The organism is Bacteroidia bacterium (genome assembly GCA_019695265.1).
Classification (GTDB): Bacteria; Bacteroidota; Bacteroidia; order JAIBAJ01; family JAIBAJ01; genus JAIBAJ01.
Map to the genome: position 1 here is coordinate 1 of JAIBAJ010000050.1, position 25,217 is coordinate 25,217.

Here is a 25,217-nt window from a genome sequence, read left to right on the forward strand (position 1 = left end):
TGCCAGAACACAAAAAGTCGAATGTTATATTTTTCAAATTAGATGCTCTTAAATCGAACCATTTTGAAGGATATTAAACGAAAAATGGCGTCTAAAGGTGGTTTTTGGACAAACTGTCGTTGCCCGATGCGAAACCGACCCAAGTAATTTCAAACCAACTTATCACTGTATCTATCAATCTTCAAACCCGGCTTTCAATGTTTATACCAAAATTGTCATTTGACTTGTCTCGAAACGTAGTTTAAAATTTCTATTGACAATTTTGGGTTTATGCAATAAATTTAGGGTAACTAAAGAAAAATCCTTGCAGCCGGAACTATTTAGAATCTTTGGATTTGTCAGCTTTAGGCAGATAGTCCATAAAAATCCAATTTATACCAAACTTCATTGCCCCACCCGGAAAAGGGTAAGCATTTACCGTATACACCGGTTTTGAATCCCATATTGCATTTAATCGCTCATATTTAAAAAAGAACGAACTACGTTTTACTCTTGCAGAAATATAAATATCAAGGCTGTAGGCATTCCCAACCTTAACTCCGGGATTAACATACCATTGAAACAGTTCAGGTTGATAGGCGTACGATTGAAAAGAGGAACAATAAGCAAAATCGGTTCCTACTCTCATTAGCATTGCCTTTTTAAAAACCCAACTCTCAAAAAACAAACCGGTTCTTCCCCAGTAGCTTGGTAAGGGTAAAACCTTGGTATTACTGATTATCTGCCCCTGTCCATTTAAGTAATATCCCCATTTTTTCCAACGAAATGTCTTTTGAAGTTTTGCTTCCAATACATGAATTAGAGCGGGTAGTTGTTTAGGCAAACTTAAAGAATCAAGGTAGGTGAAATTATAGACTGTTTTATAAGCTATCCAAACATTTAGCTTATTTTTTGGCAAAGAAAAAAGCCCATCTATTCTAAAAATTTGAGATTTATCCCACGCATTGTCCCAATAAAAGTGGGTTGTAGACCATTTTGCAAACTGCCAGGCGGGGGCTTGATTTGCAAATAACAATCCAAATCTGATATTTGGTTTCTCCAAGCTATCCTTACCCAACAAAAAGCAAATGGAGGGCCGAATGCTAAAGTCGCCTTTGTTGTAACCGGATAGTTCCATTTGAGCATAAACATCTAAATACATTCGTTTCCCAAAACCCAATCGAATATCTCCCCATAAAGAAGTATTAATGGAATGGCGAGCCTCTGTTTCCTGAGTAAAAAACCAAAGAGAACTTTTTACACCGGCTGTCCATTTTCGCAAAAAGAACTGTTCATTTTGGTTGGTCAAAAAAATCTTATTCTCAAATGATTGCAGTTTAAAACTATCTTGAATAATGGAGTCGCCAATGGCCTGGGGATAATAGGAATGATTTTGATTTGGGTCGGAATAAGAATATTTTTGTTGATTAAACTCAAATTCATGACCAATTTTGAGGTTGTAAACGCCCCGTTTTCTAATTGAATCGAGCGGAATGGAATCTATGGCCTTGCCAATGGAATAGCTATGAGATAGCAATGCCCCTATTCGTTTGGAAACCGAGAAAGCTTCCAGAAGGTTTACTTCCTGCAAATTAGCAGCCTCCCCTTCTTGGTACACAACTCCACCATTTTCCTGGTTTTTATTGTTTCCAACCAGAAAAGCAGCAAGCAATCCATACCTAAAATTACGCGAGTGGACTCTTACATAAACATTCAGATCTGTGCTTGTATTTTTCCCATTGGTATAGAAACCTTCCGACGAAATTCGTTTCAATTGAAATCCGCCTGAAACGTATTTCCCAAACCGTTGAGCATGGTCTGCCAAAATCAAATTTTCTTTCTTGGTACCAAAATAATAGGCTACCCTCGAAAAAGGAACATTTGTTTCCAATAGATTCATTTTGGGGAATGAAAAATTCCATTTGGAAAGAGAATTTATTCCTAATTGCAAACCGGTAGTTGTATCTGTGTTTAGGACAGGAGAAAATGCCGGCCCCCCGAGATTTCCGGTTGAGAAATTAAATAAATCCTGATAGATGGTCCAATGGTACCATTGAAAATCATCCAAGGTATTTTGCCATTGCCTGGAACTTGGTTTAAAGCCTTCCCTATATTCAGCCAAAGACAAAATTCTAGGTTCCAGGGTGTCATATCTGGCTTTTAAGGTATCCGGTGATTGCCCATAAATTGTATGAACGACTGCTTGAAGTCCAACAAAAAAAACAGCAAAGAGGATTTTTTTTTCTTTCGACACCTGTATTGGAATTCTCGGGCAAAATTAACCCAAACCGGGTAAGTTACCTAACATGCCAAATGCTGCAGACCTCATTTCGGATTCATTGACTCTATCTGCTTGCTCCAAAGCCCTGTTGCTTGCCACAACCACCAACTCTTCAATTTGTTCCTGATCAGCAGTTTTTAACAAACTATGATTAATGTAAACGTTCTTAATTCGACGATTTCCGTTACACATTACTCTCACTTCACCATTTCCAGCCTCCCCAACCAAAGTAACTGTTTCTAATCTAGCTTTTACCTCCTCCATACGTTCTTGGAGTTCTTTCATCTTGCCTAATTGGTCGAACATTTGAGTGCTTTTTGCAAAATTAGTTTAATTCAGAATTGTCAGGGACTTCATACTTATTAGTTATTGACAAGTTTTTTTCCAAATTTCCTAACAATCCCTTTTAAACGTTGCACAGGTGTTTACCTTTGTCCATTGTAAAATTCCATGTCAACTTCTGCTTCTATCCAACTTACCACGGTTGAAACAGCCAAAAAACTTGGCTTACTTCCGGAAGAATTCGAAAAAATCAAATCTATTCTTGGGCGAACTCCCAACTTTACCGAGTTAAGTATTTTTTCAGTCATGTGGAGTGAGCACTGTTCCTATAAAAACTCCATTGTTTGGCTAAAAACATTACCCAAAAAAGGAAGTCGGCTTTTGGTTGAAGCGGGAGAAGAAAATGCCGGTTTAGTTGATATTGGGAATGGTTTAGGATGTGCATTTAAAATTGAAAGTCATAACCACCCATCGGCATTGGAGCCTTATCAAGGAGCAGCAACCGGTGTAGGGGGAATAAACAGAGATATTTTCACCATGGGGGCTCGTCCAATAGCCCAACTTAACTCCTTGCGATTTGGAGATCCTCGATTGGCAAAAAACCAATGGTTACTTAAGGGTGTGGTTAAAGGTATTGGTGATTATGGTAATGCATTTGGAATTCCAACAGTTGCCGGTGAGGTGTTTTTCGATGATAGTTTTAACGTAAACCCCTTAGTAAATGCCATGAGTGTGGGTATCGTTAAAAAAGGAGAAACCATCAGTGCTACATCGTATGGTGTTGGCAACCCGGTTTATATCGTGGGTTCTTCAACGGGTAAGGATGGTATTCATGGTGCTACTTTTGCCAGTGCTGATATTACTGAAGATTCGGCAAAAGATTTGCCGGCTGTGCAAGTTGGAGACCCTTTTCAGGAAAAACTATTACTGGAAGCTACCTTAGAAGTAATAAAATCAGGTGCCGTTGTTGGAATGCAGGACATGGGTGCTGCCGGAATTACCTGTTCCACCTCCGAAATGAGCGCCAAAGGTCAACATGGTATGAAAATCTGGTTGGATAAAGTACCAACCCGACAAGATCATATGCAGCCCTTTGAAATCCTTTTATCGGAAAGTCAGGAACGTATGTTGATTGTGGTGAAGAAAGGACAAGAGGAAATTGTTGAAGCTATTTTTGACAAATGGGATTTGAATTGTGCTATCATTGGCGAAGTAACAGATACCCAACGCTTGGAATATTACATGAATGGGGAATTAGTTGCTGATGTTCCAGCCGAGGATTTGGTTTTAGGCGGTGGAGCACCCGTTTACAAAAGGGAATGGAAGGAACCTGCTTACTATGCTGAAAGTAAAAAATTTGACCTGAATCAAATTGCAGAGCCAAAAAACCTGAGTGAAATAGCCTTGTTTTTAGCTTCTCATCCTAACCTTTGCAGTAAGCGTTTTGTTTACGAGCAATACGACAGCATGGTTGGAACCATCAATATGAGCACCAACAAACCCAGTGATGCTGCCATTGTTAACATTAAAGATACCGATAGTGCATTAGCCTTAACCGTAGATTGCAATAGCCGTTACGTGAATGCTGACCCTGAAATTGGTTGCGCCATTGCAGTATCAGAAGCTGCAAGAAATATTACCTGCAGTGGTGGAACTCCCTTGGCAATTACAAACTGCTTAAACTTCGGAAACCCTTATAACCCGGAAGTTTATTGGCAATTTGTTGGCTCCATTAAAGGCATGAGTGCTGCTTGTAACAAATTTGATACTCCGGTTACAGGTGGGAATGTGAGTTTCTACAACCAAAGTTCATATGAAGGACCGGTTTTCCCAACACCAACCATTGGAATGCTAGGATTGTTGGATCACAAAAAAACTCAAACCAGTCTCGATTTCAAGAACCAAGGTGACCTCATTTATTTGGTTGGAAAACAAGTCAATGATATTGCCAGTTCAGAATACCTCTATAGCTGGCATAAAGTAAAACTATCTCCGGCCCCATACTTTAACTTAGAAGAAGAATTCCAAACCCAAAAAGCCATTGCCGAATTAATAGAAAATGAATTGGTAGAATCGGCTCATGATTGTGCAGACGGAGGTTTGTTCTTAAGCTTATTGGAATCGGCAATGGTTAATAAGCTCGGATTTACTATTCAATCCAATGCCAAATTAAGAAAAGATGCCTTTTTGTTTGGTGAAGCACAAGGCAGAATAGTCGTTTCGGTGAAACCGGAAAAAGCTACTGAATTAGAAAATCTATTAACCAAAAAATCAATTGAATTTCAACAACTTGGAACCGTTACTGCATCGACCGAGTTATTGATTGACGAAAAAAGTTTTGGCAACTTAGCCGATTACATTACTCCCTATCAAAATACTTTGGGAGAAATCATGAAAGGATAAAACATGAAAAACATTACAGTTATTGGATCGGGCACCATGGGAAATGGGATTGCTCACGTATTTGCCCAAAACGGGTATCAAGTTAGTTTGGTTGATATTTCAGAGGCTGCATTGAAAAAAGCCCTGGATACTATTACAAAAAACTTGGACAGACAAGTATCCAAATCCTTACTTACAGAAGATGAAAAAGCTGCAACACTAGCAAGAATAGCCGTTTTTACCGATTTAGGTGAAGGTGTTGCAAATGCCGAACTAGTGGTAGAAGCTGCCAGCGAAAATGTAGAAATTAAACTTGGGATTTTTAAGAAATTAAGCGACTTGGCGCCGTCCAATTGTATTCTGGCTAGTAATACCTCTTCCATTTCCATAACTAAAATTGCGGCAGTAACCAATCGACCCAATCAAGTAATAGGTATGCATTTTATGAATCCGGTTCCTGTTATGAAATTGGTGGAAGTAATTAGAGGTTATTCAACCAGCGATGAAGTGAACAACCTTACCGTGGAGGTGTCGAAAAAACTGGGTAAAATCCCTGTTGAAGTTAATGATTACCCTGGCTTTGTATCCAACCGCATTTTAATGCCCATGATCAATGAAGCTATCGAAACCTTGTTTGAAGGAGTTGCCGGTGTAGAAGAAATAGATCAGGTAATGAAACTAGGTATGGCTCATCCGATGGGACCACTCCAATTGGCTGACTTTATTGGATTAGATGTATGTTTAAGCATTCTACGAGTACTACATGACGGCTTTGGCAGACCTAAATACGCACCTTGCGCCCTCTTGGTAAACATGGTTCAGGCAGGTAATTTGGGTGTAAAATCGGGACAGGGTTTTTATAAATACACCCCCGGCAGCAAAGATTTGGTAGTTGCAGATAAGTTTAGGAAGTAGCCAACTTTCGGTAAAAGGCAGAATGCCACCGGCAAATTAACCGAACACCATCGGAATGGCATAATAAACAAAATTTGGGTTAAAATGATGGTTGTACCGATACCGGTTGGGCTTGCACCCTCGGGCAACGATAGAGGCAAGTAGCCCACAGGCTCACGCGGCGCTAGCCAAGTGAGACGAGGACTACAGCCGAAAGCGTGACCCGAACGCCCATTGCAATGCCCATAATCCTGCACTTTCCTTTTTGGGCGGAGGGGGCCCACCAAATTCTAATCCAGAGAAGAAAAAAACAACTTTAACTATTGCATATTCAGCGCCAATAAGTGGCGAACCAGGCTATTAACATCAGCTTTTAGGACCTCTACAACCACTTTGGATTGGAGGTAAACCGGCTCCCGCTCCTCCAACTTTTGCTGAATAAACCTTAGCAACTCCGCATCGTCGAGGTTAGACAAAAGAGGCCTTTTACCCTTTTCCAGATTTAGGCGGCTAAATAAGGCCTTACCGGGCAGGCGAAGATAAACCGTGCAGCCCAATTTGTTCAGGCTTTCCATATTATTCAAGTAGCAAGGCAAGCCTCCACCGGTGGCAATAATACAAGGTTTAGGATCGAGGTTAAGGAGAATTTCCCGTTCCTTTTGGCGGAAATAAGCTTCGCCGGAATCGTGAAAAATTTGAGTAATCGATTTACCTTCAGCGACCTGAATTAACTCGTCGGTATCATAGAAAGGCAAGGAAAGTTTATGCGCCAAACGCTTGCCCCAGGTTGTTTTGCCACTTCCCATGAATCCGACCAGGAAAACAGGCTTATTCAGCATACCTTACAACCAGTTTTTTTCGAAAATATCCTTAGTATGATAGGTTATGATGATATCGGCTCCGGCACGTGCAAAAGCGTACATGTTTTCTTTTACCACCTTTTCCTCATCGACCCAACCGTTGGCTGCGGCGGCTTTTACCATGCTAAATTCGCCTGACACATTGTAACAAGCCACAGGAACATTGAAATTCTCTTTAAGTGCTTTTAATATATCGAGGTAAGCCAAGGCAGGTTTAACCATAAGAATATCGGCACCTTCTTGAACATCAATGGCGGCTTCTTTCATCGCTTCACGGCTGTTGCGAAAATCCATCTGGTAGGTTTTTCGATCTCCGAAACTGGGTGAAGAGTCGGCTGCATCGCGGAAAGGACCGTAATAGGAAGATGCATATTTAACTGAGTAGGACATGATAGGAATGTTGTAATAACCATTTCCATCGAGACGGTGACGCAAGGCAGCAATTCTACCATCCATCATATCGCTGGGAGCCACCATATCGGCTCCGGCCTGAGCATGCGAAAGAGCCATGTGAGCAAGAGGCTCCAAACTTTCGTCGTTTAAAATTTCTTGTCCGGTAAGCAAACCACAATGTCCATGATCGGTATAGGCACATAAACACACATCGGTAATAAGGTAAACTTGATTTCCAAAGGCTTTTCGTAAGGCATGGAGGGCATCTTGTACAACGCCATGGTCGTGCCAAGCAGCGTGTGCATCCGGACTTTTATGTTCTCCGGCTCCAAAAAGCAAGAATTTATTCATCCCCAATTTAACCCAGTGTTCAGCTTCCTTCACCAACTTATCAGGTGAAAACCGGAAAATTCCGGGCATAGAAGAAATGGTTTCCTGAACATTGTTTCCTTTGGTTACAAAAATTGGAAACACCAGGGAATCTTTATTAAACCTTGTTTCGGCAACAGCATCGCGCAGGATGCCAGAATGTCGGAGACGGCGAGGACGATTAATCATAGTTCTACTTTTTGAAAGCAGGACAAAATTAGGCAAATGAAGCAATTTTAGTCTTGATATTTATCAGTTAAACCGGCAGGATGCTCCATACCTTTATTAAAGGGTTTAAATGATGCTTAGCTGAGGTCGAAAGCAAGTCCTGGCTGCATTTCCTGAAACAACTTACCCTTTCCGGCCTTTTTGGAAAGAAACAGGCGGAGTAAGATTTTACCCTTGCAATTTTCTGAACAAATAACATCCGGCTTAGCATCTCCATCTAAATCTTCCAATAAATAGATCTGAATTGGATCACCACAACCAACTGCTAGTTGTTGTTTAACCTTGGTATTCCGATTGGTCAGGTATAAGAAACCGGAATTATTCTCTTTTACCGCTTCAAAAAGGTATAACTCATTTTGATTGGCCAGGGCTAATTCAGCTTCCGAAAACGTTTCGAAAACATATCTTGTTGCTTTGGTTTCCTGTTTCAAGGGAGGAGATTTCTTTTGGGCAACCACATAATAAGTTGTTTGTCCTTCCCGGTTTGTATCACCCGGAATGTATAATTCAGAAGAATTGAGCTGATGGTCTTCATAGCTTCTTTTTACCCTAAACTCGGGGTTAGACTTCATCAATTGACAAGGAAAAAAATCTGAATCATGGGTTTTTACTTTAAATTGGTAATAGGTTAAATCCTGACCGATTAAAGGAGTGGCAGATTGACCGGAAATAAGAACATAAGGAGTGGTGGCAGTTGCAATACAATCCCACAAAAAAGCATCGCATACATAGCCGGCATAACTCCCAAAAGATACTTTTTCCCAGTAACCTGTCCAACTGTTTGTTAAAGAAGAACCTGAGCCGGAATAAGGAAACTGCAATTTATCGTACTTCTCTTGACTGAATTTAACCCTGGCTGCAAATGGAATAATACTAATTACGGGCGAATTTACATCAGGCTTTTCATGTAATGCAAGTCCGGCAGTAGCAATAACAACCCCCTCTTTTGCTAAAAAATCGGTTGGATTGGAAACTTCCGATAACAGGTTATAGCCGAGTTTCTTTAATTCCAAACTCTGAGCCCTGGAGGCAAAAACCAGCAATAAAATCGGCAGAAACACACCCTTTTTCATGACACAAAAATTTTCCGAAAAATACCATCTATTTCCCATTTTTGGTTTACAATTTTCAAGATAAGTTCCTATCAAAAAAGGAAAAACTGGAAGAAACCTTCCTCAACACTTTTTACCTTATTGATTTATAAAAAACAAGAAAAACAATTGAATCCTAAGGGTAAAAATCTGGCAGCAACCACGAATTGCCATTCGCTATTAACATACTCATCACTCAACTAAAGTGCCACAACTTCTTCCTTAATTTACCTTAAAAACAACTCGATTTCTTACTTAGCTTACCCCATTTATGTGTTAAGGATCGAACAGTTTATCGACCCATTCGCCATCCTTATGTAATTTCGACAAAATTTAAACAATGAAAAAAACCTTTACTATTTTTCTTTTTTCTAGCTTATCCTTGGCCGTTCTCGGTCAAAATAGCTGGCAGGATAGCTTTACGGGGCAAAGCAATTTTGGCAATCCAACCGGATGGGATAACATAGACGGATTTACTGTATGGAATGTATATCCCAATCATGGTCGTCCTTCCTATGGATTAACACGCAGTTTTGCAACCAACCAATCTGATTCCATTGGCACCCCAAGTTCAACGCCAATCAATGTAGCATTAAACGCAGAGTTTAAAGTGGACGCCCGAATTATGGCTTTTTCGCTTTACCCTTCCTCTGTTGCTACCCTTCCTGCCACAGCCAAAGTGGAATTTAAGGCTTTTGATGGTATTACCACCACTACCATTGCGACTTTATCTGCTGCCAATCAAAATACCGATACGGCCTGGGTAACTCTAACAGGCTCATTGTCAGCCTTTGCCGGTGGACAAATTCAAATTTTAGTAGTTGGTAAAAACGGGGCTACAGCTCCTGCTGAAGACTATTTTGTTGATCTTGATAATTTCCGAGTTACAGATGGAACAACAGGAATCGAAACTCCAATTACATTTGATTTGCAAGCCTACCCAAATCCTTCCAGCGGTTTGTTCTTTTTATCGGGTTTGAGCAATGAAACAGAAATCAATATCACCAATTTAATGGGTCAAAACATATTGAATACCAAAGCATTGAACTCTAACCCTGTTCGTATTGACCTAAGCGCTTTCCCAAAAGGAACTTATTTGGTTCAAACTAGAGACAGTCAAGGTAGCAGGGTATCCAAATTGGTTGTGGAATAATTCGAAGAAACTCCTTTATTTAGCAGGTTTGGGCAAGGTTTAACCTTCTTGCATGCGAAAGGCTTCAGGATTTGCTCTTGAGGCCTTTTTAATTTCTAGGCGGATTCCATTTAGATTTATTTGGCGGGTCCCTTCGCAATAGTTTTACGCAATTTCATTATTTTCCAAGGCTCAGGTCGGGCTATACGTTCCTAGTCCTCGTACCCCTTGGCTAGCGCCGTCGGGGTCCTGTGGGCTATCCACTTCTATCCCTACCCGATGGCCTCCGTACCAGCAAACCTGCAACTTTCCGGCATAAAGCCTTCTAAGTGGTAATCGGACATATTAAACGGCGAAAACCATTTCAGTTATTCCCAAATCATCGGGACGGTTAGCCACCGAAAACCCTTTAATTTTATAACTTTCAATTCGGTGGGCAGTACTTTCCCCAATAGCAATCAGGTGTTTATACTCCGGAAATTTTTCTCGTCCAAAATACACATCGGCATTGGAAGGACTGGTAATAACCACAATATCCGAGTCGGGAATTTGAACATCCTTTTTTCGGGTAGTTTGATAGACTAATAAATTAATGGCACGGGAAGAAAAAGACAAGTGTTTTTGTATAGTTTGAAGGCTATCGGCTGCTTGAGGAAAAAGAATGGATTTACCATCGGCCAATGCGGCAAATTCCTTACCAACCGCATTCATATCGGAACCTTCACCAACAAAATCGGCTTGGTAACCAAACTCATTCAATACTTTTTCAGTACCTCGTCCTGCAACTCCAATTTTGGGTGAAAAGCCTAAATTTGTTAGTTGACCAAAAAAATGCCTTACCCCATTCTTGCTGGTAAAGAACAACCAATCAGCGGGTAAAAGGTTGGTAAATTTCAAAGGTTTTATTTCAATTAGCGAATGTCCTACCAGTTGGTACTGATAAGTATTCATAGCCGTAACCAGGTAATCGTCCGGTTTCAAGGTTCGGGTAATAAAAACCGATTTACCTGACTTTTCCTTTAATTTATCGACGGCTAGTGCAGCCAATTCTTTTGGATTAGTTCCGGTAAGAAAAACCCGTTTTGGGATTTGGTCGGCGGTTTCGGAAGAGGAGGCCCAGAGTTGAATTTTTTCTTTGGACTTTTCGCTGTAAACACCGAGTGGGATTTGGCAACCGCCTTGGAAAAGCCTTAGCACTTCCCGTTCGGCACCAGAAGTTTCCTGGGTTAAGCTATTGTTGAGTGGTTGTAGGGCCTCTATTAATTCCAAGTCATTTTCTCTTGTTTGAAGAGCCAAAACACCTTGAGCAGGAGCCGGAATAAACTCCTTTGGCGACAATTTTACAACTTCCAGTCCACTCAAATCCATTTGAATACGGTGGGTACCGGCATAAGCCAGCATAATCGCATCATAATGTCCTTCCCTAAGCTTTTTGATTCGGGTAGGTACATTTCCACGCAGGTCTTTAATCTCCAAATCAGGGCGCATAGCCCATAGTTGCGATTTTCTTCTGGAGGATGAGGTTCCAACGATTGCTTTGTTTTTTAATTTCAAGGTTTGCATTCCATCTTTAGCTTCTGGCCGAATGAGCAGAAGTTCAGACGGATCTTCCCTTTCTGACAAAACGGCGATGGCAAGGCCTTCAGGCATGGAGGTAGGTAAATCTTTGCAAGAATGCACGGCCAAATCAACTTCTTTATTCAGCAAAGCATCTTCCAATTCTTTGGTGAAAAAACCTTTTCCTTCGAGTTTATCAAAACTAAGGTCTTGGATTTTATCTCCTTGGGTTTTTATTATTTTAAGTTCGGCGTTGATACCCATCTGGGCCAAGCTATCTTTAATATGATTGGCTTGCCATAAAGCTAATTCGCTACCCCGGGTTCCAATTACGATTGGGTTTTTCATGAGGCGGCAAAGATACCTTTTCATTCCAATAACAAACCGGGCTTTTCTGTATTTTTGCAGCATAATGGAAGTAGAAACCCAGAAAGTAGATATTCGATCCTTAAGCCTGCCCGAATTAGAAGAGGCTTTTATGAAGGCCGGACAACCCAAATTTCGGGGTAAACAGGTGTATGAATGGCTTTGGAATAAAAGTGCCAAATCATTTGCAGAAATGACCAATTTATCGAAAGATTTACGAAATTGGCTTGATCAGCAATTCTGCATCAATGCGGTAAGCATAGCCCATCAGCAACAAAGTACAGATGGCACTATTAAATCCGGATTCAAGTTATTTGACAACAAGGTGGTGGAAGGCGTATTAATTCCTACACCCGACCGGATGACAGCCTGCATTTCCAGTCAGGTTGGATGCAGTTTAACCTGCAAATTTTGTGCAACAGGCAAGTTGCCTCGATTAAGGAATTTAGAGGCAGCAGAAATTTATGACCAGGTAGTTGAGATTAAAAAACAGGCTGAAACCATACACAAAATCCCCTTGACCAATATTGTTTATATGGGAATGGGTGAACCCTTACTCAATTATGCCAATGTACTTGAAAGCATCCAAAAAATCACTTCCCCCGAAGGATTGGGTATGGCTTCTAAGCGCATTACCGTTTCCACTGCAGGAATTGCTAAGATGATTAAGAAGCTGGGTGATGATGGTGTTAAATTCAATTTGGCTTTATCCTTGCATGCCGCCAACGATGAAAAGCGAAGCAAGATTATGCCTATTAACGAAAGCAATAGCTTGGACAATTTGGTTGAAGCTTTGCAATATTTTATCAGGAAAACCGGTACAAAACCAACCTTAGAATACATCATTTTCAAGGATTTCAACGATAGTTTGCAGGATGCTTCCGAATTGGCTGCATTTAACAAAAAAGTACCAAGCAAAATAAATATCATCGAGTACAATCCGATTGGTGACGGAGAATTTCAAAAAGCCGAGGAATCCAAAACAGATGCTTTTTGTAAATTTCTGGAGAACAAAGGCATAGTTGTGAATGTAAGAAGGAGCAGGGGCAAAGACATTGATGCTGCTTGCGGACAATTAGCAAATAAGATAAAAGAGTAGGCATTTCACAAAACTTAACCTTACAGCCTACTTCCGCATTTACCCCTTCTTTACTTTTGCCGACTTATGCAAGGCGATTTTACCTCATTCCTCATCCGGGTTATCATCATTTTAGTCATTTCCTTATTGATTGATGCCTATTTCTATCAAGCAGTTTACAACCTAATTAAAGATTACACACCGGGCAAACGTTTGGTTTTTAATTTATTATTTTGGTCACTGACGGCCTTTACCATCAGCGTTTTTGTTATTGCCTTGATTTACCCATTACCATTGTGGCCCAAAACCATTAGAGTATACCTAACTGCTGTTGTATTTATAGCCTTCGCTTCCAAGCTATTAGGAAGTATCTTTATTTTAATTGATGATATTTGGAGAGGGGGGCAATGGGTCATCCAATTTTTTAGGCCCAGTGAATCTACCTATGATCCAAGTCGGAGTAAATTTTTAACCAATACTGCTTTATTTTTTGCCGGAATTCCATTTTTGAGCATGATATATGGAATGGTTAAAACTGCTTTTGATTTTACTGTACGCAAAGAAGTTGTTAAGTTACCCAATTTGCCAGCTTCTTTTGAAGGTTTAAAAATTGTGCAAATTTCCGATATACATTCCGGAAGTTTTACCTCTACCGGTCCTTTTGAAAAAGCTATTCAACTCATACACGAACAGCAACCCGACCTTGTTTTCTTTACGGGCGACTTAGTCAACAACATTGCCGACGAAGTTGATGATTATATTCAGGTTTTGTCAACCATCAAGGCTCCGATGGGTGTATTTTCCATATTAGGCAACCACGATTATGGCGATTACATGCAATGGGAAAACAAAGAAGAAAAGGTAAAAAACCTACAAAAGCTAAAAGATTCCCATGGGAAAATGGGTTGGAGGTTATTATTAAATGAGCATGTTCCCTTGCAACGTGGAGAAGATAAAATAGCGCTACTTGGGGTAGAAAATTGGGGAAGAGGTGCCAGGTGGCCTAAGTATGGCAATTTAAAAAAGGCTGCTGAAGGCACAGAACAATACCCTGTTAAATTGTTATTGAGTCACGATCCCTCTCATTGGGATGCGGTGGTAAGAAAAAACCATCCGGATATTGATATAACCTTCTCCGGCCATACGCATGGATTCCAGTTTGGTGTTGAAATTCCTGGGGTTAAATGGAGCCCTTCCCAATACTTGTATCCGCAATGGGCTGGTTTATATACCGAAGGAAAGCAGCATATTTATGTCAATCGCGGCTTTGGTTTTTTAGGTTATCCTGGTAGGGTTGGAATTAAACCTGAAATTACGGTCATTGAATTAAGGAAAGCCTAAATTCATCCGGTAATTGTTTACACCAAAGCTATTAGAGAGATAGTTCAAAACTAATTTGAGAATTACTGTCGTTTATGCAGATGCATATCTGTAATGGCTAAAAAAAGTGCAAGAATAGGGTTTATAAGTCATTTTAATCCCCTACTCTCCGGCAGAATAAGCCCAATTAGAGATAGAAATTCAATTTCTATCCAAATTTATTTTGCACTTTCCTTCTCAGATTTACATTTGCACGTTAAATCATTCTTAAGAAATGGCACAACTAGCTGCAGTTCTCAGTTCTTCCATCGCGAAAAAGTACACGATGGCCTTATCGGGTTTATTTTTGATTATATTTTTGGTGGAGCATCTTTACACCAACCTATTGCTATATGCGGGTGATGGTGGTGTAGAATTCAATGAAGCATCCCATACCATGACCCACAGTTTATTTATTCGAATTGTGGAAATTGTTTTGTTTGCTGCGATAATTATGCATGTATTTCAGGCTACGGTATTAACCAGGGAAAACGCCAAGGCACGTCCGGTAAAATATGCAGTGAGCGGAGTTAGCGAAACCAGCACATGGTTTAGCAGAAACATGGGATTAACCGGAAGTTTAATTTTATTCTTTATCGTGGTTCATTTGTATAACTTCTTTTTACCTTATCGGATTACAGGGGAGGTTGGGGATGGACAATCCTTAACCATTGCACAATGTGTTGTAGCAGCCCTGCGAAATCCGATTTATGCCGGACTTTACCTGTTAAGTGTTGTTATTTTAGGATTCCACCTTAATCATGGTTTTCAGTCGGCCTTTCAAACTTTGGGATTCAACAACAAATCCTATGCACCGATTTTTAAAATGGCCGGAACCGGAGTAGCCCTTTTATTTACTCTGGGATTTGGTTCATTTCCGGTTTTAATTTATTCCGGAATTTGTTGTACCGATGTTCTTCCACTTTAATTCACTTTTGATAACACATTCCTTATAGGTTGTAAAATCTAACGATAATGAGCAAACTAGACGCTAAAATCCCGGCAGGTCCACTTGAGACAAAATGGACCAAGTACAGAAGTACCGTTTCATTGGTGAATCCGGCCAATAAGCGCAATATTGAAATTATTGTGGTAGGTTCCGGATTAGCAGGGGCTTCAGCCGCAGCTTCCTTAGCCGAATTAGGGTATAAAGTTAAATGTTTCTGTTTTCAAGACAGTCCGCGAAGAGCGCATAGTATTGCAGCCCAAGGCGGTATAAATGCAGCTAAAAATTATCAGAATGATGGTGATAGCACCTATCGATTATTTTACGATACTATTAAAGGCGGCGATTACCGTGCAAGAGAAGGCAATGTATACCGCCTGGCGGAGGTAAGTGCCAACATCATTGACCAATGTGTGGCACAGGGTGTTCCCTTTGCAAGAGAATATGGAGGATTGTTGAGTAACCGTTCATTTGGTGGAACTCAGGTTCAGCGAACTTTTTATGCTGCCGGACAAACCGGACAGCAATTGTTATTGGGAGCTTATTCCGCTTTAGAACGTCAAATAGGATTGGGAACGGTGAAAATGTATAACCGTCACGAAATGTTGGACGTAGTAGTAATTGATGGAAAGGCCAGAGGTATTATTGCCAGAGACCTTGTAAGTGGTAAGTTAGAAAGACATTTTGGACATGCTGTTTTGCTTTGTTCCGGTGGATACGGAAACGTATTCTTCCTAAGCACAAATGCCATGGGAAGCAACGTAACTGCCGCTTTTAAAGCACACAAAAAAGGTGCTTATTTCGGCAATCCTTGTTTTACACAAATTCACCCAACTTGTATTCCGGTTTCAGGCGACCATCAAAGTAAGTTAACTTTGATGTCGGAATCGTTACGTAACGATGGCCGAATTTGGGTACCAAAGAAAAAGGATGACACCCGCAAAGCGGTAGATATACCGGAAGAAGAAAGAGATTATTACTTAGAAAGACGTTATCCGGCATTCGGAAACCTTGTGCCACGTGACGTAGCCAGTAGGGCTGCCAAAGAACGCTGCGATGCCGGTTATGGCGTTGGAGCTTCTAAAATGGCGGTTTATTTGGATTACGCTGCGGCCATTGAGCGTTACGGAAAAATTGAAGCCAACAAACGTAACATACACAATGCCTCCAAAGAAGAAATTACCAAAATGGGTAAAGAGGTAGTTGCCGAGAAATACGGTAACTTATTTGAAATGTATGAAAAAATTACCGGAGAAAATCCATACGAAACTCCAATGCGAATTTATCCGGCTGTGCACTATACCATGGGCGGTTTGTGGGTTGACTATGAATTAATGACCACCGTTCCGGGATTATATGCTTTAGGTGAGGCCAATTTTAGCGATCACGGAGCAAACCGTTTAGGAGCGTCTGCTTTAATGCAAGGTTTAGCAGATGGTTATTTCGTAATACCTTATACCATTGGTAGCTATTTGAGCAACGACATTCGTACCAAAGCCATTTCTACCGACCACGAAGCATTTGTTGAAGCTGAAAAAAATGTTCAGGATCAATTGAACAAATTGATGAACATAAAAGGAAGCAAATCGGTTGATCATTTCCACAAGAAACTAGGTAAAATCATGTGGGACAAATGTGGAATGGCTAGGAATGAAGCAGGATTAAAAGAAGCTATTCAGGAAATTCGTCAGTTAAGAGAAGAGTTTTGGAAGGATGTTCGTGTTCCGGGCAGCCAAAATGAATTTAATCCGGAATTGGAAAAAGCTGGACGTGTTGCCGATTTTCTTGAACTGGGTGAATTAATGTGCCAAGATGCGCTACAAAGAGAAGAATCATGTGGAGGACACTTCCGGGAAGAATCACAAACAGAAGATGGAGAAGCCAAACGTGATGATGAAAAATTCGCTTATGTAGCTGCCTGGGAATACAATGGAGGTGATTTCAAAATGCACAAAGAAGATTTAGTGTTTGATGTAGTCCATCCTAGCCAACGTAGCTATAAATAGAATAAATTTCAAGATAAATTGTTAAAGAAATTAATCGCATTTTTTAGATCAAACAAATCTGAATAGTACCTTCAAAAGAAACGTTTGGGTTTAAAAAACAACCAAGCCAAGATTTCTTGAATAAACAAAGGAGTGGAAAAAAGAAAATAAAGAACCAAAAAATTGCAAAATTAGGATGCAAGTAACTAAGATGCCAAAGAATTCCTTTTCATTGGTTATTAGCATTCATTAAAAATAAACAGCCATGAATCTAACGCTCAAAATCTGGAGACAAAAAAATGCTTCTGACAAAGGAAACTTTGTTACTTACCAGGCTAATCATGTATCGGAAGACATGTCCTTTTTAGAGATGCTTGATGTATTGAATGAGGAGCTTATCAGCAAAGGCGATGAGCCGGTTGCATTCGATCACGATTGCCGGGAAGGTATTTGTGGGATGTGTAGCATGTATATTAACGGTAGAGCACATGGACCGCAAACAGGCACTACCACCTGCCAGTTGCACATGCGTAAGTTTAAAGATGGAGATACCATTACCATTGAACCTTGGAGAGCTGCCTCCTTTCCAGTAATTAAGGATTTGGTGGTTGATCGTTCGGCTTTTGACCGCATTATTGCCGCAGGAGGATTTATTTCGGTAAACACCGGAAATGCTCAGGATGCAAACGCTTTACCGGTTGCTAAAGACGATGCTGATGCCGCCTTTGCTGCTGCTGCTTGTATTGGTTGCGGGGCTTGTGTAGCAAGTTGTAAAAACTCTTCGGCTATGTTGTTTGTATCGGCCAAAGTTTCCCAATTAGCCTTGTTACCACAAGGTCGTCCGGAAGCTGAAACCAGGGTTTTAAATATGGTAAAACAAATGGACGAGGAAGGATTTGGAAATTGCACCAATACAGGAAGTTGTGAAGCTGAATGCCCAAAAGAAATTTCTTTGGAAAACATTGCCCGCATGAACCGGGAATTCCTTTTCGCTGCATTATCTGGGAAATAGGCACTTAGAATTGCAGTCCAAAGCCGGAATATCGAACCAGATGTTCCGGCTTTTTCTTTTGGAAGAAAGGCTGATTTTTGAGGAAATATAAACCGGGAATGGTTTCAACTCAAATTCTGCAAATTTTAGGATTAAGTATTGATTGGTGAAAATGCAATTCAAAAAATGACTGCCCGGGTTTGGGTCGGGTAGGGATAGAAGTGGATAGCCCACAGGAGCACGCGGCGCTAGCCAAGTGCTACGAGGACTAGGAACGTATAGCCCGACCTGAGCCTTGCTTTCGTTTGGGAAGTGCAGAGAACCCAATGCGAAGGGACCCGCCAAAAACAAAAACCCTTAGTACTTAATCACCTCCCCCGATTCGAAATCGAACAAGGTTTTACGCCTCAGATTGAACCAGGCATTCCAAAAATCATTCAGGGCCTGGATGTAGGATAATTTGGCCTGGATTCGGTCATTGAGGGCAGTATTGAGATCTAAAATCGTAATTTTCCCAATCAGGTAACGATTGCTAGAAATTTCGTAACGTTTTTGGGCAATGGTATCAGCTTTTTGGGCAATCAGCGCTTTTTGCCGATACAAATTCAGTTGTGTGGCTGCCAAAATTACTTCCTGTTCAAAGTTTTGCTGCTGTTGTTGAATAGTAATTTGAGCTAATTCCATACTAGCCTTGGCCGAATAAACCTGAGCCGAGGCATTTCCCCAATTCAGAATGGGCAAATTAAGACCTAGAGTAACTGTTTGCTGAGGCAAGGAGTTCTTGTACACATCGGAAAAAAGGGCTGAGGTGCGGGTAAATCCGTAACTGGCGCTGAGTGTACCATTGAAACCCCGGTTACCTTTGGCACGGGCAACTTCACTCTCTGCTTCAAGCAATTGACGTTGATAGGTAATGGTATTTTTACGGTTTTTACGTGCTTCGTCCAAGGCTTTTGTTACCTCCACTTGGATATTGGGTAAATCGGACGGGATGCTTAACTGCAAGCTTTCATCGACCGGCAATTGCAGGTAATTTACCAATTTTTGAGTAGTTATTTGCACATCAAGTTCACTTTGACTGATTTGGTTTTGGGCATTCATGGTAGCCAACTCCAATTGTAACAATTCGTTTTCGGCAATTTTACCAAGCTGATACCGACCTAAAGACATTCGGTACAGCGTATCGGTACTCATTTTATTCTTTTGAGAAATTTCCAGGTTGGTTTGAGCAATGAGTAAGTTAAAGAACAGGCCCGATGCCATGTAAGAAACATTTTCCATGTCTTCGGCATATTGTCGTTGAGATTCTTGAAAACGCAGGGGTTCGGTTTTGTTGGCCCAGCGCAGGGGGTTGTAGCGAAGGATAGGCTGAGAAAGAGAAATAACCAAAGGTTGAGCCAAATAGGAAGAAACATGTTCTTCTTCGAAAATATCCAGGCGTTGCAATTGACTGCTAATGCCTATGGTTGTGCCGGTTGCACCAATGCTTTGGTTCAGGTCTAGAGAGGCACCTGCGTTGGAAAGTGTCCGTTTGCGGAAGGCCTGTGTACCATCCGGTTGGTAAACATTGGCAATGCTATTGCTAAAATCGGGCAAGGTGCCGTTTAAAGCTAGCCAGGGCAGGTATTGGCTTTTAAAAATTTTGTAATTCCAACTACCCAAATTTTTATTGGTGGAAGCCAGTTTTGATGCCGGAGATTGTTGTTTGGCTATAGCAACCACTTCGGACAAAGTAAGTAAACGAGGCACCTTGGTTACCTGGGAATATGCAAGAGGACCCAGACAAAAGGTCATTGTAAAACAAAGCAGAACGACTTTTTTCATGTTATTCATAACGCAGGGCTTCAACAGGGTCGAGTTTAGAGGCACGGCTAGCCGGAGTAATTCCAAATATCAAACCTACAGCAACCGAAACCGCCATACTCAAAACCACCGACCACCAGGAAATAATTGTTTCGATTCCTGCGAATTGATCAATTAACCAACTCATAGAAATACCCAAGGCTAAGCCAATCAAAGCACCGCCCAAACTAAGCAGTACTGCTTCGAGTAAAAACTGTTGCACTACATCGTTTTGTTTGGCTCCAATAGCCCTTCGAACACCAATTTCCTTGGTACGTTCAAGTACAGATGCCAGCATAATATTCATTATACCAATTCCGCCGACCAACAGAGAAATACCGGCAATAGCACCTAAAACAAAATTGAAAATATCCTTTGTTTTTTGCTGTTGTTTAATCAGCAATTCAGGGATACTAACCTCAAAATCAACTACTCCACCATGGCGTCGTTCGAGAAGTTTAGACACCACTTCAGCTGATTGTTGCATGGACGAACCCGGTTTAAGTTGTATGGTAATTTTATCAATTTGGTGGTAATTATTGTCTTTGGGTATTGGATCGGAATCTTCTTCTTCACTTTCTTCACCGGCGGCCTTTTCAATCATGCTTTTGGTAATCAGGGATCGATTTTGGTATCGAAGCAGCATTGTTTTGACTGGAATATACACATCCAGATTAAAATCTCTTATTCCCAGGCTTTTTATACTGGTTTCGGAAATTGTTCTAGCTTGAAGCACTCCGACCACCTTCAACCAATTCTCGCCCGACTTAATAAACTTCCCAACCGGGTTAGCTCCTTTAAAAAAACTGGCCTTAATTTTACTACCTACTACACAAACCGGCTCACCGTGGGTAAGTTGATATTCGTTAAAAAAGCTACCATTCTCCAGCTTGAAATCAGTTAGCTCAAAATAGGAATTATCGATTCCAACCAATTTACTTTGCTTACGAAAACCTTCCCTCATGGTCCAGGAATCCCTAACTACCTCCGGATTAGCAACTACCAGGTTTGGCAATACGGATTGAATAGAAATCAAATCATTCATACTAAGCCCGGAGGAGAATTTCTTTTGACTGGTTTTCTCTTCCTCACCCTCCATTTCGGCAGTTGTTTTCACCTTAGCTGAAACCACGATATTATTAGCTCCAACCAATTTCATTTGATCCAGCAATTCCTTTTGGGCACCGGCGCCAATAGCTAACATCGTAATTACAGCTGCAACGCCAAAAATTACCCCCAAAGCAGTAAGCATGCTGCGCAGTTTATTGGCGGATAAGGCTTGAATGGCTAACCGTAAATTAAAATTAAAACTTTCCTGTTCAAACATTGATTCAACAAATGTATTGAAGACCAACCAAACTTCCTGGCTGTAGGTGCCAACTTTTGAACAAGTCGGCCCTCATTTCCGAACCGACTAAAAGGTATAAATCATATGTTTTTTTCAACAAACGATTTTTTCCTGAAGAATATAGATTCACTTGAATATTTTTGTACTTCCCAACACTGAAAAAAAGAATGAAAAAAGTAAGCGCTTTCCTTATGTTCCTGGCTTTAAGCTTTTCAATTGCCAAAGCTCAATCTACTTCTTCTGCAGCAGCCGAACCTTTGTTACATGGCAAAACCTATACCATCCGAATTAAGCAGGTTTCGCAAGGTAAAAAAGGAACCGAGTATGGAAAAGAAGAGGCTGAAGAGTTTTCTTTCAAAGCCGGAAAATTCAAAACATTGATGTTTGCCAGGGATTTTCAAATGCCTGTTAAACCTTACGAAATCACCAATGTAGATTCTGCCACCGGCACACAAACTATTTATTGGGAATGCAACATTGACTGGAGCGAAACGGATAAAGTAGTTTTCAAAGGTGAAATTGAAGGTGGAAATGCCATCAAAGGAACTGTTGAATGGACTGTAAAAAACAAACCTAAGAAAACCTTGAATTATGAGTTTGTGGGTGAGTTAAAAGAAAAAAAGAAAAAAACCCCTCCTACCACCAAGTAACTTAAACCTTGAAGAACGTTTTTCTATTTGTTGGCCTGAGTATTCTTGTTCTATCCGGTTGCGGAAATACAAGCAAAGAAAAGGATTTAGCAATTATTAATGGGTTAGAAGGACGACTGTTGAGCGATAGTTTACATAGTCCTAAACCCGCCTTAATTGACTCCTTGTTGCTGGAATATGGAGGATTTGCCTTAAGCTATCCCGAAGACTCTTTGTCTCCGCTTTATTTATTTAAGGCTGGTGAATTAAGCCTAAGCACCAACCAAGGCCAAAAGGCTTTAGGCTATTTCGACCAGGTTGTAAGAATTTATCCTCAGCACGAAAAAGCTTCCTTTGCCTTGTTTATGAAGGGTTTCGTTTGCGATGGCCCCTTGAAAGACACGGCTAAAGCAAGACAATTCTATACCGACTTTATTCAAAAATACCCTCAACACCCGTTGGTGGCAGATGCCATGTTTTCGGTTAGAAACCTTGGAAAATCGGATGAAGAATTAATCAGGGAATTTGAAGCCAAACTTGATAGTTCCGGTCAAACCATTCCATAATCCTTAACATCTACCAAAGAAAACTAGTAAGCAGACCTCAAACAACTTGTGGAAGGCAATTTACCTGATTTTACGTTTTAAGGTAAAAACCCAAGGTATCCAAATGGTATTCAAAGTGCACCACCATAAATTTTTGGATATTTCATTCCATTAAAGATATTTCCTATAGCAATAAACCTTTGCTTTAAAAAACACTCCTACCCATGTTTATGGGTTAAACTTTATGATTCCTTAGCAATCCAAAATCGAATCATTCGTTATTTTCGCCCCTTACAGATTCTGAAAACAACAAAAACATATCGCTTCCTAACTTACCTATTGGGTCTATTGGGATTGTTGTATGCATGTCGCACCGCCAAGCCTGTAGCACAGATTGAAGCTGCAAAACCGAAACAGGATTCAACAAAAACAGATACCGTCAGAAACCTCAGGCAAGAAAAAGATGCTATCCTGGAACATCTGTTTTTTGAAATGGAAAAAAACAAGTTCAACTTCAACACCTTGGTTTGCAAGGCCTCTGTTGATGCTAAAACTCCAAAACTAAGCACCGGTTTTTCTGCAACTATACGTATTCGAAAAGACTCTGCCATTTGGGTTTCTATATCACCCGCTTTAGGAATCGAAGTTATGCGAGCTGTGCTCACCAAGGATAGTGTAAAATTTGTAGATCGCATCAACAAACGTTATTACATTGGAGATTATAATTTCATTAACACTATGCTTGAAACAGAAATCGATTATGAATTGATTGAGGCATTGCTTACCGGTAATAATTTCTCCTTTTATGATTATGGAAAATTCAGGTATGGCGGTTATAAAGACAGTGTACACATGCTAAGCACCGAGCGAAGAAGAAAGCTCAAAAAAACCTTAAAAGCAGAAAATCAGGATAGTTTAAAAGCCATTTTAGAAGATATCTGCCTGAAAGACAAGACTTTCAAAATTGAATGCATGACCCTGAACGACTTCAAATCTAACAAAAAATTGGAGGCTAGTTATTCCGATTTCAGACAGATTTTAGGTCAATTAGTTTCTCACCATTTGGCTGTTAAAATAAAAGCAGAAAAGGATGCCACCATTACAGTGGATTACACTAAAATTGAGCCCGATAAAATGGTAAGTTTTCCATTTTCCGTGCCCGATCGCTATGAGAAAATTCATTGACCTCCTTTTAATAAGCCTGTTTCTTTGCTTGTCCCCTACCCTATTCGGACAAAACAGGAAAGAATTGGAGCAAAAAAGAAAGTCCTTGCAACAGGATATTCAAACCACCACTAAAATTTTAAAGGAAACGGTAGGAGCGACCAAGAAATCGCTTTCACAACTTAACTTAATTTCCAAAAAAATCAGTATTAGGGAAGAGTTGGTAAGCAATATCAACCAACAAATTGCCTATTTAGATAAAGAAATTGCTGCCAATTCCATTATTGTGGCCTCTTTAGAAGCCGATTTAAAGGCCTTGAAAGAAGAATATGCCAAAATGATTTATTATGCCAGCAAAAACCGAAGTTATTACGATCGCTTGATGTTTCTATTTTCTTCCAAGGACTTCAATCAGGCATATAAACGGTTAAAATATTTGCAGCAATACAGCGAATATCGCAAGAAACAAGCTAAATTAATCATCCAGGTACAAGGAGATTTAACCTCAAAAATTGAGAATCTGGAGAAAAAACGCAAGGAAAAAACCAACTTAATGGTCAACAAGGAAAAAGAAAAGTTGGAACTCATTGAAGATAAAAAAGAAAAAGAGGGCATAGTGACAGAATTGTATTTCAAGGAAAAGGAAATCAGGGATGAATTAAAGAAAAAGAAACGCGAGGCCGACCAACTCCAATCTGCCATTCAAGCCATTATCCAGCGCGAAATTGAGGAAGCCGAAGAAAAAAGGCGGGCCGCCATTGCCAAAGCTAAGCGTGAAAAGGAACTGGCAGACAAAAAAGCCAAAGCAGAGGGTAAACCGGTAGTAGCTGAAACAGAAACTGCCCATACCGACAAAAAGGAAAACATTTTTGCCTTAACACCGGCTGAGATGGAATTATCCAACAATTTTGAATCAAACCGTGGAAAATTACCTTGGCCAACTACCACCGGTGTAATTGAAAGCGGGTATGGAGAGCATCAACATCCTGATTTGCCCAATGTAAAAACCTTCAACAATGGGGTAGATATCGCCACCGATCGGGGGGCCAATGCGCGTGCCATTTTCGATGGAGTAGTAACCGGAATAGTGACTATTCAAGGAGCTAATAAAGCCGTAATTATTCGTCACGGAGAATTTTTAACAGTATATGCCAACCTTCAATCTGTGAGTGTGAAAGTAGGCGACAAAGTAAGCGTTAAGCAAATAATTGGATCTATTTACACCGACACAGACGAAGGAAAAACTATCCTCCACCTCGAAGTATGGAAGGGTAAAACCAAGATGAATCCGGGATTATGGCTCAACAGATAGGATGAATTTACCGAATGAAAGGACTTGAAGGAGAATTTAGGGTTGTTTTTTAGTAGAAAACAATCGTTTTGCGGCCCGAACAATCACCTTCCCCGCTATCGCCTATAGTTTGCGGAATAACTATTACTAAAGGACCAAAGATTGTTTTCCGCAAAGCTATTTGGCTCTATCGGGTTTAGATTAAAGGCTTTCTACTTTCAATCA

20 protein-coding genes are annotated in these 25,217 nt (G+C 40.5%); 12 read left to right on the top strand and 8 right to left on the bottom strand.

Annotation, left to right across the window (positions count from 1 at the left end; translation table 11 throughout):
• Positions 1-316: 316 nt before the first annotated feature.
• Positions 317-2,233, bottom strand: coding sequence for a putative porin (locus K1X82_08770; GenBank protein MBX7182190.1), 1,917 nt, complete (start codon positions 2,231-2,233; stop codon positions 317-319).
• A gap of 24 nt (positions 2,234-2,257) precedes the next feature.
• The gene (locus K1X82_08775) at positions 2,258-2,545 is read right to left on the bottom strand and encodes a YbaB/EbfC family nucleoid-associated protein (GenBank protein ID MBX7182191.1); all 288 of its coding nucleotides are present in this window, start codon (positions 2,543-2,545) and stop codon (positions 2,258-2,260) included.
• Positions 2,546-2,710: 165 nt separating this feature from the next.
• Between K1X82_08775 and purL the strand changes: the two genes are divergently transcribed.
• Together purL and K1X82_08785 are read left to right on the top strand one after the other, a co-directional pair.
• Positions 2,711-4,945: a phosphoribosylformylglycinamidine synthase subunit PurL gene (gene purL, locus K1X82_08780; protein ID MBX7182192.1), complete on the top strand. Its 2,235-nt coding sequence runs from the start codon at positions 2,711-2,713 to the stop codon at positions 4,943-4,945.
• A 3-nt stretch (positions 4,946-4,948) separates the two neighbouring features.
• Positions 4,949-5,839, top strand: coding sequence for a 3-hydroxybutyryl-CoA dehydrogenase (locus K1X82_08785; GenBank protein ID MBX7182193.1), 891 nt, complete (start codon positions 4,949-4,951; stop codon positions 5,837-5,839).
• A gap of 299 nt (positions 5,840-6,138) precedes the next feature.
• Here K1X82_08785 and K1X82_08790 read toward each other — a convergent pair whose 3' ends face one another.
• From K1X82_08790 to K1X82_08800, 3 genes are all read right to left on the bottom strand, one after another.
• The gene (locus K1X82_08790; GenBank protein ID MBX7182194.1) at positions 6,139-6,657 is read right to left on the bottom strand and encodes a shikimate kinase; all 519 of its coding nucleotides are present in this window, start codon (positions 6,655-6,657) and stop codon (positions 6,139-6,141) included.
• A gap of 3 nt (positions 6,658-6,660) precedes the next feature.
• On the bottom strand, positions 6,661-7,629 hold the full coding sequence (hemB, locus tag K1X82_08795; protein ID MBX7182195.1) for a porphobilinogen synthase: 969 nt from the start codon (positions 7,627-7,629) through the stop codon (positions 6,661-6,663).
• 116 nt (positions 7,630-7,745) lie between these two features.
• Positions 7,746-8,741 (bottom strand): hypothetical protein, encoded by a 996-nt coding sequence (locus tag K1X82_08800; protein MBX7182196.1) that lies wholly within the window; start codon positions 8,739-8,741, stop codon positions 7,746-7,748.
• Positions 8,742-9,099: 358 nt separating this feature from the next.
• Between K1X82_08800 and K1X82_08805 the strand changes: the two genes are divergently transcribed.
• Complete coding sequence (locus K1X82_08805; protein ID MBX7182197.1) at positions 9,100-9,912, top strand: T9SS type A sorting domain-containing protein; 813 nt, start codon at positions 9,100-9,102, stop codon at positions 9,910-9,912.
• Positions 9,913-10,236: 324 nt separating this feature from the next.
• Here the strand turns inward: K1X82_08805 and hemC are convergent, their stop codons facing one another.
• Positions 10,237-11,796 carry a hydroxymethylbilane synthase gene (gene hemC, locus K1X82_08810; protein ID MBX7182198.1) on the bottom strand — a complete coding sequence of 520 codons (1,560 nt, stop codon included), beginning with the start codon at positions 11,794-11,796 and terminating at the stop codon, positions 10,237-10,239.
• Between the two features lie 64 nt (positions 11,797-11,860).
• Here hemC and rlmN point away from each other — a divergent pair, with 64 nt between their 5' ends.
• The 5 genes from rlmN (at position 11,861) to K1X82_08835 (ending at position 18,194) form a co-directional block, all read left to right on the top strand.
• Positions 11,861-12,913 (top strand): 23S rRNA (adenine(2503)-C(2))-methyltransferase RlmN, encoded by a 1,053-nt coding sequence (rlmN, locus tag K1X82_08815; GenBank protein MBX7182199.1) that lies wholly within the window; start codon positions 11,861-11,863, stop codon positions 12,911-12,913.
• A gap of 66 nt (positions 12,914-12,979) precedes the next feature.
• A complete protein-coding gene (locus K1X82_08820) occupies positions 12,980-14,233 on the top strand; it encodes a metallophosphoesterase (protein ID MBX7182200.1) in 1,254 nt (417 codons plus the stop codon).
• A 253-nt stretch (positions 14,234-14,486) separates the two neighbouring features.
• Positions 14,487-15,179: a succinate dehydrogenase cytochrome b subunit gene (locus tag K1X82_08825; protein ID MBX7182201.1), complete on the top strand. Its 693-nt coding sequence runs from the start codon at positions 14,487-14,489 to the stop codon at positions 15,177-15,179.
• 47 nt (positions 15,180-15,226) lie between these two features.
• Positions 15,227-17,203 (top strand): fumarate reductase/succinate dehydrogenase flavoprotein subunit, encoded by a 1,977-nt coding sequence (locus tag K1X82_08830; GenBank protein MBX7182202.1) that lies wholly within the window; start codon positions 15,227-15,229, stop codon positions 17,201-17,203.
• Positions 17,204-17,447: 244 nt separating this feature from the next.
• A complete protein-coding gene (locus K1X82_08835) occupies positions 17,448-18,194 on the top strand; it encodes a succinate dehydrogenase/fumarate reductase iron-sulfur subunit (protein MBX7182203.1) in 747 nt (248 codons plus the stop codon).
• Positions 18,195-18,530: 336 nt separating this feature from the next.
• Here the strand turns inward: K1X82_08835 and K1X82_08840 are convergent, their stop codons facing one another.
• Both K1X82_08840 and K1X82_08845 read right to left on the bottom strand, forming a co-directional pair.
• Positions 18,531-19,997: a TolC family protein gene (locus K1X82_08840; GenBank protein MBX7182204.1), complete on the bottom strand. Its 1,467-nt coding sequence runs from the start codon at positions 19,995-19,997 to the stop codon at positions 18,531-18,533.
• Between the two features lies 1 nt (position 19,998).
• On the bottom strand, positions 19,999-21,342 hold the full coding sequence (locus tag K1X82_08845) for an ABC transporter permease (protein MBX7182205.1): 1,344 nt from the start codon (positions 21,340-21,342) through the stop codon (positions 19,999-20,001).
• A 188-nt stretch (positions 21,343-21,530) separates the two neighbouring features.
• Between K1X82_08845 and K1X82_08850 the strand changes: the two genes are divergently transcribed.
• The 4 genes from K1X82_08850 (at position 21,531) to K1X82_08865 (ending at position 25,013) form a co-directional block, all read left to right on the top strand.
• On the top strand, positions 21,531-22,013 hold the full coding sequence (locus K1X82_08850; GenBank protein MBX7182206.1) for a hypothetical protein: 483 nt from the start codon (positions 21,531-21,533) through the stop codon (positions 22,011-22,013).
• 8 nt (positions 22,014-22,021) lie between these two features.
• A complete protein-coding gene (locus tag K1X82_08855) occupies positions 22,022-22,558 on the top strand; it encodes a tetratricopeptide repeat protein (GenBank protein MBX7182207.1) in 537 nt (178 codons plus the stop codon).
• 471 nt (positions 22,559-23,029) lie between these two features.
• Positions 23,030-23,722, top strand: coding sequence for a DUF4292 domain-containing protein (locus K1X82_08860; protein MBX7182208.1), 693 nt, complete (start codon positions 23,030-23,032; stop codon positions 23,720-23,722).
• Positions 23,706-25,013 (top strand): peptidoglycan DD-metalloendopeptidase family protein, encoded by a 1,308-nt coding sequence (locus tag K1X82_08865; protein ID MBX7182209.1) that lies wholly within the window; start codon positions 23,706-23,708, stop codon positions 25,011-25,013. The genes K1X82_08860 and K1X82_08865 overlap by 17 nt, the downstream gene beginning before the upstream one ends.
• Positions 25,014-25,217 lie beyond the last annotated feature (204 nt).

Coding starts and splice junctions, on each gene's coding strand:
- K1X82_08775 (MBX7182191.1), bottom strand. CDS start 2,545: ATGAAAGAACTCCAAGAACGTATGGAGGAGGTAAAAGCTAGATTAGAA.
- purL (MBX7182192.1), top strand. CDS start 2,711: ATGTCAACTTCTGCTTCTATCCAACTTACCACGGTTGAAACAGCCAAA.
- K1X82_08785 (MBX7182193.1), top strand. CDS start 4,949: ATGAAAAACATTACAGTTATTGGATCGGGCACCATGGGAAATGGGATT.
- K1X82_08790 (MBX7182194.1), bottom strand. CDS start 6,657: ATGCTGAATAAGCCTGTTTTCCTGGTCGGATTCATGGGAAGTGGCAAA.
- hemB (MBX7182195.1), bottom strand. CDS start 7,629: ATGATTAATCGTCCTCGCCGTCTCCGACATTCTGGCATCCTGCGCGAT.
- K1X82_08800 (MBX7182196.1), bottom strand. CDS start 8,741: ATGAAAAAGGGTGTGTTTCTGCCGATTTTATTGCTGGTTTTTGCCTCC.
- K1X82_08805 (MBX7182197.1), top strand. CDS start 9,100: ATGAAAAAAACCTTTACTATTTTTCTTTTTTCTAGCTTATCCTTGGCC.
- hemC (MBX7182198.1), bottom strand. CDS start 11,796: ATGAAAAACCCAATCGTAATTGGAACCCGGGGTAGCGAATTAGCTTTA.
- rlmN (MBX7182199.1), top strand. CDS start 11,861: ATGGAAGTAGAAACCCAGAAAGTAGATATTCGATCCTTAAGCCTGCCC.
- K1X82_08820 (MBX7182200.1), top strand. CDS start 12,980: ATGCAAGGCGATTTTACCTCATTCCTCATCCGGGTTATCATCATTTTA.
- K1X82_08825 (MBX7182201.1), top strand. CDS start 14,487: ATGGCACAACTAGCTGCAGTTCTCAGTTCTTCCATCGCGAAAAAGTAC.
- K1X82_08830 (MBX7182202.1), top strand. CDS start 15,227: ATGAGCAAACTAGACGCTAAAATCCCGGCAGGTCCACTTGAGACAAAA.
- K1X82_08835 (MBX7182203.1), top strand. CDS start 17,448: ATGAATCTAACGCTCAAAATCTGGAGACAAAAAAATGCTTCTGACAAA.
- K1X82_08840 (MBX7182204.1), bottom strand. CDS start 19,997: ATGAAAAAAGTCGTTCTGCTTTGTTTTACAATGACCTTTTGTCTGGGT.
- K1X82_08845 (MBX7182205.1), bottom strand. CDS start 21,342: ATGTTTGAACAGGAAAGTTTTAATTTTAATTTACGGTTAGCCATTCAA.
- K1X82_08850 (MBX7182206.1), top strand. CDS start 21,531: ATGAAAAAAGTAAGCGCTTTCCTTATGTTCCTGGCTTTAAGCTTTTCA.
- K1X82_08860 (MBX7182208.1), top strand. CDS start 23,030: ATGGAAAAAAACAAGTTCAACTTCAACACCTTGGTTTGCAAGGCCTCT.
- K1X82_08865 (MBX7182209.1), top strand. CDS start 23,706: ATGAGAAAATTCATTGACCTCCTTTTAATAAGCCTGTTTCTTTGCTTG.